Annotated in this window: 13 protein-coding genes; all 13 read left to right on the top strand. The window is 50.2% G+C overall.

Annotated features, from left to right (window positions below; translation table 11 throughout):
• The first annotated feature begins 975 nt into the window (after positions 1-975).
• Positions 976-1473: a type VI secretion system contractile sheath small subunit gene (tssB, locus tag AC3G3F_RS06230; RefSeq protein WP_053511117.1), complete on the top strand. Its 498-nt coding sequence runs from the start codon at positions 976-978 to the stop codon at positions 1471-1473.
• A gap of 36 nt (positions 1474-1509) precedes the next feature.
• Positions 1510-3060, top strand: coding sequence for a type VI secretion system contractile sheath large subunit (tssC, locus tag AC3G3F_RS06225; RefSeq protein ID WP_023248396.1), 1551 nt, complete (start codon positions 1510-1512; stop codon positions 3058-3060).
• Between the two features lie 13 nt (positions 3061-3073).
• A complete protein-coding gene (gene tssK / locus AC3G3F_RS06220) occupies positions 3074-4423 on the top strand; it encodes a type VI secretion system baseplate subunit TssK (RefSeq protein ID WP_053511115.1) in 1350 nt (449 codons plus the stop codon).
• The gene (gene tssL / locus AC3G3F_RS06215) at positions 4420-5109 is read left to right on the top strand and encodes a type VI secretion system protein TssL, short form (RefSeq protein ID WP_053511113.1); all 690 of its coding nucleotides are present in this window, start codon (positions 4420-4422) and stop codon (positions 5107-5109) included. Before tssK ends, tssL begins: the two co-directional genes overlap by 4 nt.
• Entirely contained in the window at positions 5109-6803 is a 1695-nt protein-coding gene (locus AC3G3F_RS06210) for an OmpA family protein (RefSeq protein WP_154714592.1), read from the top strand. The genes tssL and AC3G3F_RS06210 overlap by 1 nt, the downstream gene beginning before the upstream one ends.
• A gap of 2 nt (positions 6804-6805) precedes the next feature.
• Positions 6806-7297: an Hcp family type VI secretion system effector gene (locus tag AC3G3F_RS06205; protein ID WP_053511111.1), complete on the top strand. Its 492-nt coding sequence runs from the start codon at positions 6806-6808 to the stop codon at positions 7295-7297.
• Between the two features lie 185 nt (positions 7298-7482).
• Positions 7483-10140: a type VI secretion system ATPase TssH gene (gene tssH / locus AC3G3F_RS06200; RefSeq protein WP_220572710.1), complete on the top strand. Its 2658-nt coding sequence runs from the start codon at positions 7483-7485 to the stop codon at positions 10138-10140.
• Positions 10137-12494 carry a type VI secretion system Vgr family protein gene (locus AC3G3F_RS06195; protein WP_488394651.1) on the top strand — a complete coding sequence of 786 codons (2358 nt, stop codon included), beginning with the start codon at positions 10137-10139 and terminating at the stop codon, positions 12492-12494. The genes tssH and AC3G3F_RS06195 overlap by 4 nt, the downstream gene beginning before the upstream one ends.
• 15 nt (positions 12495-12509) lie before the next feature.
• Positions 12510-14729, top strand: coding sequence for a glycoside hydrolase family 73 protein (locus AC3G3F_RS06190; RefSeq protein WP_172953648.1), 2220 nt, complete (start codon positions 12510-12512; stop codon positions 14727-14729).
• Positions 14726-15331: a hypothetical protein gene (locus AC3G3F_RS06185; RefSeq protein ID WP_063390444.1), complete on the top strand. Its 606-nt coding sequence runs from the start codon at positions 14726-14728 to the stop codon at positions 15329-15331. The genes AC3G3F_RS06190 and AC3G3F_RS06185 overlap by 4 nt, the downstream gene beginning before the upstream one ends.
• 276 nt (positions 15332-15607) lie before the next feature.
• Positions 15608-15865 (top strand): hypothetical protein, encoded by a 258-nt coding sequence (locus tag AC3G3F_RS06180; RefSeq protein ID WP_139147559.1) that lies wholly within the window; start codon positions 15608-15610, stop codon positions 15863-15865.
• Between the two features lie 3 nt (positions 15866-15868).
• Positions 15869-16108 (top strand): hypothetical protein, encoded by a 240-nt coding sequence (locus AC3G3F_RS06175; protein WP_368072865.1) that lies wholly within the window; start codon positions 15869-15871, stop codon positions 16106-16108.
• A 19-nt stretch (positions 16109-16127) separates the two neighbouring features.
• Positions 16128-16391, top strand: coding sequence for a PAAR domain-containing protein (locus tag AC3G3F_RS06170; RefSeq protein ID WP_053511103.1), 264 nt, complete (start codon positions 16128-16130; stop codon positions 16389-16391).

Genomic DNA, 16391 nt, shown 5'->3' with positions numbered 1-16391 from the left:
CGCACGGTCAGTCCGCGGTTGTCGAGGACCGTGACCGTCGGGGTGTTACTGAACAACGAAGTGCTCATGGTATTTTCCTGTTTAGGTTATGCTGCCAGTCAGACTGACTGGACTGGGAATCATACAGTAACGAGGAAGATGCCGCCAGGATGGGCAACTTCAGGGCGGGATAGCGAAAGGCCGGATGTATATAAATTTCCTTTGCAGTTAATGTGAGCCAAAACTAGCGCTGATTGCGAGTCGCTACAGCTACCGGTATGACGGTGGCAGCCCGCGATGCCTGAAGGTGAGTGTGCAGAACACCGGCAGCAGCACGCAGACGCAGCATGCGCTGTACCTGCCGGGACTGGAGTTGAGGAGCATAAAAGCGGTTGATAAGGAAACGGAAAATCTGGAGGTAATTTCTGCGACTATACCAACAAACATTCGCAGCAGTTCAAAAAACAAAACCTGCTGGCGCTTATGGAATTATAAGCGACATTATTTTTTCTATAATGAAAAACAGAGGTGAACCACAACTCTCATTCACGAAATAAATTAATTGAATCATTTTGTTGCAATTTTCACACCATGCAATCAATATTATTTTTAGGAATTTTGCGTGATTTTTTTTAATTCGTAAAACTCATCTCAATTTTTTCAAAACAGCATATTCTCTTCACTCCGAGTAATAGCGGCGTAATAAAATAACATTGACGCAGATCAATTTAATTTTATTTATGTCACGTTTGTCTATATGTTTGTTTACTGGTAGTTAAAACCACTGATGAACAAGCCAAAACTAGCTTATATGTAGGTTTTATACGCAGTTCCCGGTAGTGTAAGTTGTCAATACGCAGAATAATATTCTTAAGATTATTCTAATGTCAGATCTTTGATCTGAAAATTTGATTAATATCGGTCTTTTGCTCTATCATGATTTTGTAAAGAAACCCCACAGGATCTGTCACAACTGTAAAGTATTAAGGGAATGATATGGCTGAATCGACCTTCCAAAGCGAGATACCTAAAGCTCGTGTTAACATCCAGCTTGACCTGCATACAGGGTCTGCTCAGAAGAAAGTAGAACTCCCACTGAAAATACTGGCCCTGGGTGATTTCAGTAATGGAAAAGAAAACCGCCCAGTATCAGAGAGAAGCCCAATCAATATAAATAAGAATAATTTCGATAGCGTCCTTTCAGAGCTTAACCCAAATGTCACTTACGCTGTTCAGAACACGCTATTACAAGATGGTTCAGAAGAGAATGTGAAACTTAATTTCTCTGGTATTAAAGATTTCGAGCCTGAAGCCGTAGCAAGGCAGATTCCTCAATTACGTGCAATGTTGGCAATGCGTAATTTATTACGAGATTTAAAATCCAACCTGTTAGACAACGCTGACTTCCGCAAATCTCTTGAATCTATTCTAAAAGATCCCGCACTGTCTCAGGAACTGAGAGATGAATTGAACGCCCTCGCACCAGCGGAATAATTTTCGCATGATTTTATTAATGGATTAACAGAGAGAATGCTGATGTCTGTAAATACTGAAACTCAATCAGTACAGGGTAAGACAACTGTACTGAAGGATGCACCCGCAGGTGGTGTTTATGCTTCACTGTTTGAAAAAATTAATTTGAATCCGGTATCTCGCCTGGGTGACATAACTGAATATCAGGATGACAGTATCATGGCCGATGCCTCGGCAGATGAGCGAGTAACCGCTGCCATTCAGGTTTTCATGCAGGTCATTTCTAAATCAGGTCAGAAGGTTGAGAAGCTGGATAAATCCTTACTTGACCAGCATATTGCAGAACTTGACCACCAAATTAGCCGCCAGTTGGATGAGGTCATGCATCACCCGGAATTTCAGCGTGTAGAATCACTCTGGCGGGGACTAAAGCATACAGTAGATCGCACTGATTTCCGCCAAAATGTGAAAATCGAGATCCTTGACGTTTCTAAGGACGATCTCAGACAAGATTTTGAAGATGCGCCAGAAATTATCCAGACAGGCTTGTACCATCACACGTATTCGATGGAGTACGACCAGCCTGGTGGCGAACCCATTGCTGCAGTCATCTCGTCGTATGAATTTGACTCTTCCGCTCAGGATGTAGCGCTGCTGCGCAATATATCAAAAGTTTCTGCCGCCGCACATATGCCGTTTATCGGTTCTGTCGGCCCTAAATTTTTCCATAAAAACAGTATGGAAGAAGTAGCAGCAATCAAAGACATCGGAAACTATTTTGATCGCGCCGAGTATATTAAATGGAAGGCCTTCCGTGAGTCTGAGGACTCCCGCTATATAGGGCTTACTATGCCGCGTGTGTTGGGACGTTTGCCTTACGGTCCGGACACCGTGCCAGTCAGAAGCTTCAACTATGTTGAAGAAGTGAAGGGGCCAGACCACGAGAAGTATTTGTGGACCAATGCGTCATTTGCGTTTGCGGCTAACATGGTGAAGAGCTTCATTAATAATGGCTGGTGTGTGCAAATTCGTGGGCCTCAGGCGGGCGGGGCGGTTCAGGACTTACCCATCCACCTGTATGACCTTGGCACCGGTAATCAGGTGAAAATCCCTTCAGAGGTCATGATCCCGGAAACCCGTGAGTTTGAATTTGCTAATCTGGGATTCATTCCCCTTAGCTACTACAAAAACCGCGACTACGCCTGTTTCTTCAGTGCCAACTCAACCCAGAAACCAGCGCTGTACGACACGGCGGACGCCACCGCCAACAGCCGCATCAATGCTCGTCTGCCGTATATCTTCCTGCTGTCACGTATCGCGCACTACCTGAAGCTCATCCAGCGTGAAAATATTGGTACCACTAAGGACCGTCGCCTGCTGGAGTTGGAGCTCAATACCTGGGTTAAAGGGCTGGTGACTGAAATGACCGACCCGAGCGATGACCTCCAGGCCTCTCATCCGCTACGCGATGCCAAAGTCATCGTTGAAGACATCGAGGATAACCCGGGTTTCTTCCGCGTGAAACTCTTTGCCGTCCCACACTTCCAGGTCGAAGGCATGGACGTCAATCTTTCTCTTGTATCTCAGATGCCGAAAGCAAAAGCATAAGGCAGGGGCAGGGATGAAAATTTATCGTCCACTGTGGAACGAGGGGGCTTTACTGTCTCCTCAGCAGTTCCAGCAGCAGGCTGAGTGGGAGTCTTTTCGCAATGCTGGTGTTTCAGCACTGGCATCTCCTTTCCCATGGGGAGTGGAAAAAATCGGGTTTAATGAGAGCCTTCTTTCATCGGGTCTGATCCAGATATCCCAACTGCGTCTCTGGCTGGAAGATGGTTCGCTGATTGATGCGCAAAGAAGCGACTTGCCTCCACCTCCTCGTGAGTTAGATCCGGTTCTGCTGGCTGGCATGGATGCAGTAACGGTCGTTATCGCACTCCCTCATATGCAGCCTGGTGTTGTTAATGTTGAACAGGAAGGCATTGCCGCTGACCGTCCGCTTCGTTACCGGGAGGAATGGATAACCATACCGGATGCCTTTGGTTCTGAAGAAGAGTCCATGGCCGTGGCTCGTTTCAATTACACCATCCGGTTTGCCCATGAAAGTAATGACGCCTGGAACGTCTGCCCGGTAGCAAGACTGATCCGGGATGGACAAAATGCGTGGCGACTGGATCCGTCTTTTATTCCTCCTGTTGCGTCATTTGCGACAAGCCCGGTTCTTCGCGAACGTCTGGTGCTGCTCAATCGCCAGTTACGTTCCCGACGCCAGCGTCTGATGGCGATGCGCCGTGAAAGTAACGAAAGACTTGCCGATTTTGCCGTCGCCGATGTTTCCCTTTTCTGGTTGCTGAATGCGCTGAATTCTCACGCCAGAGTCCTGGCGGAATACGAACGTTTCCCGGCACGACCACCTGAACAGGTATGGGTTGAACTCGCTCGTCTGGCAGGTAGCATGCTGACCTTCTCACTGGATTACGATCTGGACGCTATCCCTGGTTATGACCATGCTGAACCAGTCAACGCTTTTCCTCCGCTCTTTGACCTGGTTACAGAACTACTGGAAACAAGTCTGCCATCCCGCGTTATTGCACTGGAGATGTCCCGACCGGACAGACAGAGCTGGAGGGCAAATCTTCACGATATCCGTTTGCGTGAAGAGGCCGACCTTTATCTCTCTGTACGCTCAGATATCCCGGCCTGGCAGATTGCCGACCAATTCCCTTCACTCTGTCAGGCCGGGTCCCCTGATGACGTCAATACCATTTATGGTGCGGCGCTCAGGGGTATTCCGCTGATCCCGGTAAGCAGGATACCTGCAGCATTGCCGGTACGTATGGAAAACCAGTATTTCGCCCTTGATATGGAAAGCGCTGCTGCGCATGAAATGCAGGAGCAGGGGGTGTGTATGTTCTATGTCCCCGAGTTACTTGGTGCCCTGGAGCTTGAACTGTTTGCGGTGTTGCGCTCATGAAACAGGAAGTCGATATCGACCAGTTGATGGCGGAGACGTGGCTCATCGTCACCATGCTGAAGAAAGGCGCCGTTACCCATAATGGCAGCGCACTTTACGACAAATGTGTTAAGCAGGTTGAACGTGTGCGTGAGGCACTGGCTTGCGCTGGATACGACGATGCTAGTGTGGAGCATATCTCCTACGCACAGTGTGCATTACTGGACGAGACGGTAATGAGCCGCAAGCCTGAAAAAACCGAAGACGGTGGAGAAATTATCGTTGATGAAGGACAGGTGGCATGGCGCAAGGCACCGTTACAGGCCCGCTTCTTTGGTTCACTTCAGGCAGGCGAGGCGCTCTGGGATCTCATTGCAGAAGTCCTGTGTCAGCCTGCACCTAATATGGCCGTTCTGACCTGCTATCACCGCGTGATTGCCCTGGGTTTTCAGGGGCTTTTCAGCCTTAACGCTGTCAGCCAGACGCAGCGGGATGAGGTGGTCAAAGCGCTTTCCGAGCGAGTTGCGCCCCCTGATGCAAATCTGTCTCTGGTTGTTCACCGCCTGGGTAAACACCGCTGGAGTCTGATGCGTTCTGTCTGGTTCTGGGTTGCACTGGCAGTGATCACCACGGGCGTGCTCTGGTGGGGAGGCCACCTGTGGCTTCAGTCGCTGCTGTCAGCGCAAATACTGGAGCTGCATGGTTAATGCGTAAATCTGCCATTTTCCCGGTTGCCCTGCATACGCTTGTGGGGGGGGTCACATTGCTGTGGTTGCTCTGGTTTTTCATCCAGGCCGGAAATGTGTTTAAGAGCCTGGCCACACTACTGATTGCGACCCTGGCGTGCTGGTATGTTTTGAAAAGCTGCCGACGCGGGAAGACTGAACCCGACGCTACCGCTGCAACGGTTGATCTGCCATTACTGGACAACCTGGGTCCCGTGGTCCTTGTGTGCGGTGATCATCTGGATGCGCTGTTTCAAGAATACCCGCTGCGTAAAACAGCGCAGGGCTGGTGGCTGAATGCAGGTGACGTCAGTCAGTTGACCGAGGTTGTCCACAGTATCCAGGCTCAGTTCCCACGGCAGGTCGGTCAGCTCTCGGTGATGTTCATCTGTCGGCCTGACAGTCATCAGGATGAAGCGGTCCTGCGCTCTACGCTAAAAATGCTGCGTCAGCAGAGTAAACAGCTAAATTCGCTGGTGGGTTTTGCGTTGCCGGTTGTGGTGAGTACAGCATTTTCCGGGCCGGAAACGCCATGGGTGATCGTTCGCGGTGACAAACCGATAGTGTGTCCGGAAAATGGCTCGCCGCAGGCAGGCATCGACTGGCAGCAGGAAAGTCAGAATATCATGGCGCTTCCGGCACTCAGCCAGGCATTTTCATTTATCCGCACGACCCTGCTCGATGAGCTGGAGAAAACCGACCGGCTAACGCCTCCTGTGAGCGTTTTTGCCGTGGCATTGCGTCTTGGTACCGTTAATCCTGAAGCGCACTCCGTCTGGGCCAATTGGCTATGTTCCCGCACCTGTTTGCAGTTTTCCCGGCAGAACGTACAGTCTGCTCCTGCCAGCCATTTTCCGGATGCTGTTTTGCCGCTACTGGCACCTTTTGCCTTCCCCGTACAGGGGGGGCAGCGAACCCGTCGTCTTGTTCTGCTGATGTGGCTTTGTGCCCTGGCGGCACTGGGCATGTCTGTACTCAACAACCGGGATCTGATCCGTCAGGTGGGTGCCGATTTACAGCGCTGGAACGCGATCCCAATGAACCATTACGGGCCTAAAGCAGAAGCACTGACTGCACTGAAACAGGATGCGCTCCTGCTGGAGCGCTGGCAGCGGCAGGGGGAACCCTTCCGCTACAGCCTGGGCTATTATCCGGGACAACGTTTGTGGCTGGCACTGCAACAGGCCATTGATACATACATTCCACCACCACCGCCAAAAATCAAACCGAAGGCCACGAAGCCGGAGCCGAAAATCGTCCGACTCGACAGCATGTCACTATTCGATACAGGTCGTTGGACGCTGAAATCCGGCTCGACGAAGCTGCTTGTTAACGCTCTGGTAGGGATTAAAGCCAGACCGGGCTGGCTTATCGTGGTCAGCGGCCACACCGACAATACCGGCAGTGTACAACTCAATCAGATCCTGTCTTTACAAAGGGCTGAGGCCGTCCGTAACTGGATGCGCGATACCGGAGACGTCCCGGAAAGTTGTTTCGCCGTTCAGGGTTACGGCGACAGCCGACCGATTGCTTCAAACGATACGCCTGATGGCCGTGCGCATAACCGGCGTGTCGAGATCAGTCTGGTACCGCAGGCTGATGCCTGTCGTCTGCCAGGCACAAAACCAGCGTTACAGGATAAACGTGACGTTTTAACTCAAGAAATGGAGAAGTAAACATGGCAATCCCAGTATATCTGTGGCTGAAAGACGATGGCGACCTTTATATTAAAGGTTCCGTAGATGTGAAAGATCGTGAAGGAAGCATCGAAGTTGTCGCTCAGGAACACACCCTGTACATCCCGACCGATAACAACACTGGCAAGCTGACCGGTACGCGTATCCACACGCCCTTCGTGTTTACCAAGGAAATCGACGTATCCAGCCCGTACCTCTACAAGGCGGTGACCACCGGGCAGACCCTGAAGTCAGCGGAGTTCAAGTGGTACAAGATCAACGATGCAGGCCAGGAGGTTGAGTATTTCAACACCACACTGGAAAACGTCAAGCTGGTGAAGGTCGCGCCGAGAATGCACGACATCAAGGATTCGTCCTTTGAGAAGCATAACCATCTTGAGCAGATCGAACTGCGCTACGAAAAAATCACCTGGACCTATAAAGACGGCAACATCATTCATTCAGACTCCTGGAACGAACGTACCACTGCGTAATGCCCAAACGGGCTGGCACATGCCAGCCCGTCAGGTAATTTTTGCGGTCATCTGTCTGGTGACCGCAAAAGTTACTTTCAAACCAGCCCTCTGACCTTGTGCGCTTTGGTCACCTTATTACAGGGAAACAGCGAGTGGCGGTAGCGTGTCCTGAACCTGAATACAACCGTAAAGAGAGATCCGATATGGAAAGTCAGTCCTCCATTCTGCTACGTCGCTTAAATCACTATTGTGCGAAAGCCCTTGAAGGTGCGGCGTCGCTGTGCCAGACGCGGGCGCATGCAGAGATAACCCCTGAACACTGGCTGTTAAAGTTACTGGAGCAAGGCCAGGGGGACCTAACCGTGCTTGCCCGCCGGTATGAGTGGGATATGGATGCTGTCTGGCAGTCACTCCTGAGCTGGCTTGACGCTCAGCCCCGTTCAGTGCGTAGCAGACCCGAACTGTCCGCCGCTCTCCAGTCCCTGCTGAAACAGGCCTGGCTTGCGGCTACACTTGCCGGTGATGAGCAGATCCGAAGCGTTCATCTGCTCACTGCCATGGTTGAAACGTCCGGACTGACGCACTGTGAGGGGATCTGGCCCTTAATGACCCTGACCGCCAGCCAACTTGAGAAGTTGCGCCCCCTGCTGGAAGTCCAGTCAGACGAGCGCCATGACATTGCGTCCAGTAGCACTGTAAGTAATGTGACAGTTATTGGCAGGGCAGCACCGTTGCAGGGGGAAATGCCAAAGACCGAAAATCCCGGTGCAGTGCAGGGTGACACCGTACTAAACCGCTTTACGGTCAATGTCACGGCTCGGGCCAGTGAAGGAAAGATTGATCCGGTCTTTGGACGTGATAACGAGATCCGTCAGATGGTGGACATTCTCTCAAGACGCCGTAAGAATAATCCGATCCTCGTGGGCGAGCCAGGTGTCGGCAAAACGGCATTAGTTGAAGGCCTGGCTTTACGTATTGCAGAGGGAAATGTCCCTGAAAGCCTCAGGCCGGTCATTGTCAGAACACTGGATCTCGGTCTGCTACAGGCAGGTGCTGGGGTGAAAGGTGAATTTGAACAGCGACTGAAAAATATCATCGACGCGGTACAGCACTCTCCGGTACCGGTACTGTTGTTTATTGATGAAGCGCACACCATTATCGGGGCGGGTAATCAGGCGGGGGGCGCGGATGCGGCTAACTTGTTGAAACCGGCTCTGGCCCGTGGCGAACTGCGCACCATCGCCGCCACCACCTGGAGTGAATATAAGCAGTATTTCGAGCGTGACGCTGCCCTGGAGCGCCGCTTCCAGATGGTCAAGGTTGATGAGCCTGATGATGACACAGCCTGCCTGATGTTGCGTGGACTTAAATCCCGCTATGCTGAACATCATGGCGTGCATATTACCGGCGATGCCGTCCGCGCAGCGGTGACACTCTCCCGCCGTTACCTGACCGGACGCCAGTTGCCTGACAAAGCGGTAGACTTGCTGGATACCGCAGCAGCCCGGGTGCGCATGAGCCTGGACACGCTGCCGGAACAACTTACCCGGTTACAGGCCGAACTGACATCACTGGCTATGGAACAGCAGGAATTGCTGGAAGATATTGCTCTGGGCAACGCCGTTGATGCCAGCCGTCTGCCGAAGATCGAACAGTTCACTCTGGAACTCAACCAGCAAAAAGTAGCCCTTCAATCCCAATATGAGAAAGAAAAGCTGCTTACCGACTCGCTGAAAGCCTGCCGGGCAGACATCAGCCGCCAGGAGGAGCTCTCCGCTTTTCAGCAGGAGCTGTTATGGGTTCAGAATAACAGCCCATTACTGGGTCTGGATGTCGATGTTCGCACCATTGCGACCGTTATCGCCGACTGGACAGGGGTTCCCCTCTCGTCGCTGATGAAAGATGAGCAAACCGAATTGCTGACGCTGGAAAAGCAACTGGCAACCCGTGTAGTCGGCCAGAGTCCTGCCCTTAATGCCATTGCCCAGCGCCTGAGGGCGTCAAAAACCGGCCTGACGCCGGAAAACGGACCGCAGGGGGTGTTTTTACTGGTGGGCCCAAGCGGAGTGGGCAAAACAGAAACTGCGCTGGCGCTTGCTGACGTCATGTATGGTGGTGAGAAATCACTCATTACCATTAACTTATCTGAATACCAGGAACCGCACACGGTCTCGCAGTTGAAAGGCTCCCCTCCAGGCTATGTGGGATATGGTCAGGGCGGCATTCTCACCGAGGCAGTCCGTAAGCGTCCTTACAGCGTGGTGCTGCTCGATGAAGTGGAGAAGGCCCATCGGGATGTAATGAACCTGTTTTATCAGGTTTATGACCGGGGCTTTATGCGGGACGGGGAAGGGCGTGAAATTGATTTTCGCAATACCGTGATCCTGATGACGTCCAACCTGGGTAGTGACCCGCTGATGCAGTTGCTGGAAGAGCAACCAGAAGCCACTGAGAGCGATCTACATGAGTTGTTACGCCCGATCCTGCGCGATCATTTCCAGCCAGCGCTGCTGGCTCGCTTCCAGACGGTGATATACCGCCCGCTGGCAATGGATGCCATGCGCACCATCGTCGGCATGAAGCTCGCACAGGTGAGCACGCGTCTGCAACGCCACTATGGCATTTCCACTCACACTGGCGAGAGTCTTATCGACACGCTGACGAAGGCGTGTTTGCTGCCGGATACTGGTGCCCGCAATGTGGACAGCCTGCTTAATCAGCAGATCCTGCCGGTTCTGAGCCAGCAGCTATTAAGCCATATGGCGGCAAAACAAAAGCCGTCCTCGCTACAGTTGACCTGGGATGATGAAGAGGGCATTGTGCTGGCGTTTGATGCACAGGCAGAAGGAGAGCCGTCATGAGCAGTTCCCTCTCCAACAAGACTACCAGCCTGGTACATCAGCTTTTAGGGCAATCACGCTACCGGGTTGATGTGCATGAATGCGACCATTTCCTGGATGTGTTACGTTACAGCGCGGTTGAGTCCCTCAGCCAGCCCTGGCGGTATGACGTGGCGGTCACCTGCTCCTCTGCGGATATTGCCTGCGACACGCTACTGCTGAAACCCGCGTCATTCACCTTCCAGACCCCGATGTTTGACGGGACGCCGGCATTACCGGTCCGGACGGTATTTGGTGTAGTGGAGTCGTTTCGCCGCGTGTCCACCTCGAATGATGATACCCGTTACGCACTGACGATCGCTCCCCGAATCGCCCTTCTGGGCTATACGAAAGGGAGCGGGATCTACCTCAATCAGTCAGTCACTGAAGTGGTTGAACAGGTACTGCGTAAACACGGTCTGGAAGGGCCTGATTTTGCGTTCCGGCTCTCCCGCGAATACCCCTCCCGGGAGCTCATCACCCAGTGGCGGGAAACTGACCTTGAGTTTATCCAGCGCCTGCTGGCGGAGGTGGGCATTTACTGGCGCTATGAAATGGACAGCCGCCCTGAACAGGACGTGGTGATATTCCAGGACAGCCAGCAGCAGTATGAATTTGGCGTCACGCTGCCATTACGTAACCAGGCCGGGATGAGTGACAGCGGTCAGGAGAGTATCTGGGATATTCAGACCGCATACAACGTGGTGAGCGGGAGTGTGGCCACCCGGGACTACAATTACCGTGAAGCGCTGACGCCTCAGGACAGCGCTGAAAGCCTTCCCGGTAAGGAAGGGATCACCACCGGGGAAATATATCACTATGCGGAGCCCTTCCTGACAGCAGGTGACACAGAAAGTCCCGGAACCGGCGCCTGGTTCGCCCGTCTGCGCCACGAACGCATTCTGAACGCGCAATACCACGTCAGCGGACACTCCTCCAGCCCTCTTCTGGCCCCGGGCCAGGTACTGGAAACGGACGGCCCGTTACCTGATGCCATAAAAGAAGGCATCGTCATCACCACGGTGCGCACCAGCGGTTCACGCAAAAGTAGCTTTACTCTGAAGTTTGAAGGCATCCCCTATAGCGAAACCGTCTGTTATCGTCCGGCGTTGCTCAGTCGTCCGGTGATATCCGGATCGCTGCCTGCCCGGGTGGAAAGCACGCAGAAAGGCGACATCTATTCCTGGCTCGACCCGGAGGGACGCTACCGGGTGAAACTGGACTTTGACCGCAGCAGTCCTGAACAGGGTTATGCCTGTGTGTGGCTGCGGCTGGCGACACCGTATGCCGGTGATACCTGCGGATTTCACTCGCCGCTTCTTGAGGGAACTGAAGTGGCCGTCGTATTCGACGGCGGAGATCCGGATCGTCCCTACATCGCTTATGCCCTGCATGACTCAGAACATCCGGACCCTGTCACCAGTGACAATCACACGCGGAACGTGTGGCGCACGCCGGCGAACAATAAACTGCGGATGGAGGATAAGCGCCAGGAAGAGCATATCAAGCTCGCGACGGAATATGGCAAAACACAGCTGAACATGGGGCATCTGGTCAACGGCCAGCGTGAAAAACGCGGGGCCGGTTTTGAACTGCGTACTGACGAGTTTGGCGCAGTACGTGCGGCAAAAGGGCTGTTCCTGACGGCGGATGCCCAGGCCAAAGCGCAGGGCCCGGTGCTGGAAATGGCCCCTGCGCTTAACCAGATGAACCAGGCCAACAGCCAGATGCAGGCGCTGAACAGCGCCGCGGAAGCCGCCGGAGCCCTGGTCTGCGACATCAATACCCGGATGAGTCTGGTGACCGACAAAATCAGGGATCTCCAGTCTGCGGTGCTGCTGGGGAGTGCCCCGCAGGGGGTGGCATTGACCTCAGGTGAACACCTTCAGCTCAGCAGCACCCGCAATACCATGATCAATGCCGGTCAGCATCTTGATATCGGGGCGATGAAGAATCTGTCCGTATCGGTAGAAAAAGCCCTGGGGATGTTTGTGCACAAAGAAGGGGCGAAGCTGATTGCCAGCCAGGGAGACATCGACATTCAGGCTCAGCACAACACGATGGCCCTGTTTTCCGAAAAGCAGCTGACGGTGACCAGCAGTGAAGACGAAATTATTATCAGTACCCCAGAAACGCTGACGCTGAACGGTGGCGGGTCTTACCTGCGGCTGAGTAAGAACGGCATTGAACATGGCTCAACCGGTGAGTTCATTATGAAGACGTCTGACTATCTGGTACCGGGCACCGGCGCAAATCTCCCCAACGAAACGCCAAATTTCAGCCTGACAGATATCACTCAGGAAAACAAAATCAGCAGCAAGTCTTTTAACGACTGACGAGGAGAGTGAATCGTGTCTGTGTTACCCAAAATTGTCTGGCCGATCTCCTCCAACAGCCGGGGAACTGAATTTAAAAATCAGGAAGAGATCCTCTCACATCTGGGGGGAGAATCCACCGGGCTGTATATGATAGGCCGCAGCGGGATGTGGCATGGAGGGATCCATATCACCGAAGCCACGACCCCATGGTGCGCCCTGAGTGGTAAGGCTCCTCTTGAAGCGATGGATTTCCCGGTTCCCTTTAAAGGTGAGCAGGCAATTCGATGCATGGCTGACGGCGAAGTGGTTGCTTATCGTATCTGCAAGGATTATCAGACGGTTGCATGGGAATCTGGTCCGCTGAACTTTTCCGGCTCGTTTGTTCTGGTTAAACACTTTATTCAACCGGGGGAGAAGGAATCCAGCGGGTTACATTTCTATACCCTGTACATGCACCTGGCCCCCTATTCAGCCTATAGTGTCAATCCGGCAGAAACAAAGTGGACCCTACAGGACTCACTTTCAGCCTACGATCCAGAGTGGGTGATGTCTGCCAGCACAAAGAACAAAGATGTCAGCGACAGCTATTCAAAAGGCACGATGCCTAAAGGTGCAATTGTAGAATGGAATAAGTCTGACGGAAGTCTTCATACCGTTGCGTTCAATAACCGTGAGTACGGCCTGGTTACCTTTGTCAGTTTGTCAGAGGATGCACTGAAAAAAGGCAAAAAAACATCCTTTAAGCCCGGTCAGCAATACTGGATATTGGTTGATAAGAACAATATTTCCCCGGGAACTAGCGGTGTCTCTCAGCCTTCCTGGTGGCAAAAGCTTATGCCACCAGCGAAGGAGGCAATGAAGTTCGATGAGGTAGTGTGCCCAACACCCTATGCCATTAGCGCCGGTGACCCTGTTGGTCACATGGGGTATTATCAGGCACCAAAAGATGGTGGGTATGAGGCGCGTTATCAGGTGCATATCGAATGCACGAGCATGGACGACAATCTGGAAAAGTTCCTGACAAATCCTGAACAGGTAGGTGAAAAGAACCCACTCTGGCTGAAGTACACTCCGGACCTTACGCTGTACAAAAAAGAGGTTGTAATTGGTACATTCACAAAGGATACCAGAGTGACCACCAGGACCGTGATCCTGCCACTGAGTCAGGTGCAAACTGATATCGATAAGACGACCAGGCAGGAATACTGGCAGTTGCGTCCAGAAAATGCTTATGCACTCAAAGGGCAGGCTGAACCACAGCTTTTGTCACAGTATGATCTGGGCAAACTGGGTTTCAGAACTGAAACCGCAGAACCGACCAGCTTTGATTACCTGGATGGAAAGAACCAGCCCACTGGATTCTTCCGTAACCTCATCGATTCACTCTACCAGGCCGCAACCGATGATACGCGAACCAGTCATGCTCTCGTGAAGCATAATTATCAGCGCCTGCTGGATAAAATTGACAGCGGAAGCGACCGCTATTCCCCAATGGAGTACTGGAGAGCGCTGCATAACCCCGACTATCGAGACGTCATACAGAAAGCTATCGTAAAGCATCCCAGCGACTGGTACTTCAAAAAGGGCGATGCTATCTGGCAACCGTTCCTTAATGCTCTCAAGAAAGATGCCCCTGAATGGAAGAAGTACAGCGAAGATTTTCTCGATAAAATGGCCTGGATGCAGGATGTCACCACGGAGAAGATGGGCCCCTCGTTATGGCATATGCACCCGATTATGTTTCTTGGCGCTCTAAAACTACAGCATGATATAGACTGGAGCAAGCTGACCAAACAACAGTTTACTGATGCTGTTTACGAAGCCGCTCTAAAAGAACAAGAAAAATCAGGTATTCCAGCGGCAATAACAACTGCTCAGGCCATTGATGAATCGGGGTATGGGCGTAAGGTTCCAGTTGATTTAAACAATAAGACATATAGTTTCAATCTCTTTGGAATAAAGGCTAAAAGTGGTCAGAAATTTGTTGAGATATGGACCACTGAACATATCAATGGAGGTAACATTAAAATCAAGGATAAATTTGCGGCATATGACTCTTTTGAAGAAAGTATAGCCGACAGAACTAGATTCTTAACTGAAAACAAGAGATACACCTCACTATTTGAAAGTGATGATCCTGAAAAATGGTCTCATGGCCTTCAGAATAAAGGGTATGCCACAGACCCTAATTATGCTTCGAAGTTGATTTCTATAATGAAAGGTAGTTATATGAAAAGCAGAGGTTTGAAATGATTAAAATCATTCTATCCATCTTATTATATAGTTTTTGTTGCTATTCCTTTGCTAACGATTTTTGTTCGGATCTGTCCAAAAAAGCTGAGAAGGAGCAAGCATATATAGATCATTCTATGAATATATTTAAGGTTGTATCGAAAACAAGACTTTACTTCAATAGCGCACCAAGTGAACAATGTAAGATTAATAATTTATTTTTAGTTAATGGTGATGTTGTTTCAGGATACACAACACTTAATGGATATTTGTTTGCATCATATTTCAAGAAAAATGGCGATTCAGTCGATGGGTGGCTCAAATTATCAGATTTAAAAAATACTGGATATACAAGTGGCCCATCAAGTGACGAACAAACGGTTTTTGATATTATTCCAGATATCATTAAGAAGAATAAACTGACTACAGCGCCTGAAGAATGTATCAACATCAGCGGAGATGACACTGACAATAAATATTATAAATTCGCTATAAGCAAAAAAATTCTTGAAAAATGTAAAGACGTTCAGTTCACACCTTTTAGCATCTTGGTAAAAAAGGGAAATCAAGAAATTTACACAAACCAAGGGGATGAAATCGATAAATTTCACCCTATTGAATAGAATTTAAAAGACTTAATCAGCTAAATTACGATAGGTTATTTAGGTAATCGGGCAAACTGGCACTCACGAAACTCGATGTGGCATGAACTGATTTTTGATGTTCCAGTTTATAAAGAGACTAGTTAATGAAGCCTCTCAATTTAAGTCTGTGTTTATCATTGTTGTTATTTGCAGGCAATTCACTCGCTGCAAATACCTGTACATATTCGGATGATGGTGTAAATAAAGCTCATGTCAAGCCTGATGATATGGTTAGAGTACTTGATGAATCAAAAAATGAAGGCTGCTAAATTTATTTCTAATCTTATTATTGCTGTATGTTTTTCTACTATAGCTAACGAAGGGGATGTCCCTGAGTTTAAAGATTATAATATATCTTTAAGTGATGGACCATTTGCAACAAAGATAAATTTAACCAATGAGCAGCTCAAAAAATCCGAAGAATGGAAAAGAATAATACAAAAGCAGCTCAATGAGCAAATAAATTTCGCAGGGCATTATCGTCTTTATATCAGTGAGAAAGGTCAACTGTAAAACGTGAAACAGGAGACACCTTCCAACCAGTTAGAGAAGGTAATTACAAAATCTGGCAAGGAGTATTCAATTGATATGGCGTTTTATAATAGCCAGAAGAAGTCTATTTCAGAACGATGTGGATTATATTATTCAATGGAAGGTCAACGAACAGATTTGATAGAAAATCAATGCGAATATGATGGTGTAAAACAACTAAATAATTTTATTAAAACCTATATGAAGACGGTTGATAATTATTAAACGATAGAGGTCTTTATTAATGCTTCAGATAATCCGCAAAGGTGATAAAACCACCCACGGTGGTTCGGTAATGACCGCTTCCGAAACGATGAAATTCGGTGGGATCGGCGTCGCCCGTAAAGGCGACAAAGTGTCCTGTCCGGTTCCGGGGCATGGCCCTACAACTATCGTAGAAGGCAATCCTGATTATCTTGATCATGGTATCCCGGTTGCATTTCATGGTCACAAATGCGCCTGTGGTTGCATGTTGATCAGTTCATTTGCCGCTGCAAAGGTTGCCTGA

The sequence above is a fragment of the Salmonella sp. FC25216 genome, from assembly GCF_057751355.1.
The sequence above is the reverse complement of the archived record's forward strand: the minus strand, read 5'-3'. Positions and strand labels throughout refer to the sequence as shown.

Excerpts from the sequence above, each read along its gene's own strand:
- tssC (WP_023248396.1), top strand. The coding sequence starts at position 1,510 with ATGCTGATGTCTGTAAATACTGAAACTCAATCAGTACAGGGTAAGACA.
- AC3G3F_RS06170 (WP_053511103.1), top strand. The coding sequence starts at position 16,128 with ATGCTTCAGATAATCCGCAAAGGTGATAAAACCACCCACGGTGGTTCG.
- AC3G3F_RS06195 (WP_488394651.1), top strand. The coding sequence starts at position 10,137 with ATGAGCAGTTCCCTCTCCAACAAGACTACCAGCCTGGTACATCAGCTT.
- tssK (WP_053511115.1), top strand. The coding sequence starts at position 3,074 with ATGAAAATTTATCGTCCACTGTGGAACGAGGGGGCTTTACTGTCTCCT.
- tssH (WP_220572710.1), top strand. The coding sequence starts at position 7,483 with ATGGAAAGTCAGTCCTCCATTCTGCTACGTCGCTTAAATCACTATTGT.
- tssL (WP_053511113.1), top strand. The coding sequence starts at position 4,420 with ATGAAACAGGAAGTCGATATCGACCAGTTGATGGCGGAGACGTGGCTC.
- AC3G3F_RS06210 (WP_154714592.1), top strand. The coding sequence starts at position 5,109 with ATGCGTAAATCTGCCATTTTCCCGGTTGCCCTGCATACGCTTGTGGGG.
- AC3G3F_RS06185 (WP_063390444.1), top strand. The coding sequence starts at position 14,726 with ATGATTAAAATCATTCTATCCATCTTATTATATAGTTTTTGTTGCTAT.
- AC3G3F_RS06205 (WP_053511111.1), top strand. The coding sequence starts at position 6,806 with ATGGCAATCCCAGTATATCTGTGGCTGAAAGACGATGGCGACCTTTAT.
- tssB (WP_053511117.1), top strand. The coding sequence starts at position 976 with ATGGCTGAATCGACCTTCCAAAGCGAGATACCTAAAGCTCGTGTTAAC.
- AC3G3F_RS06180 (WP_139147559.1), top strand. The coding sequence starts at position 15,608 with ATGAAGGCTGCTAAATTTATTTCTAATCTTATTATTGCTGTATGTTTT.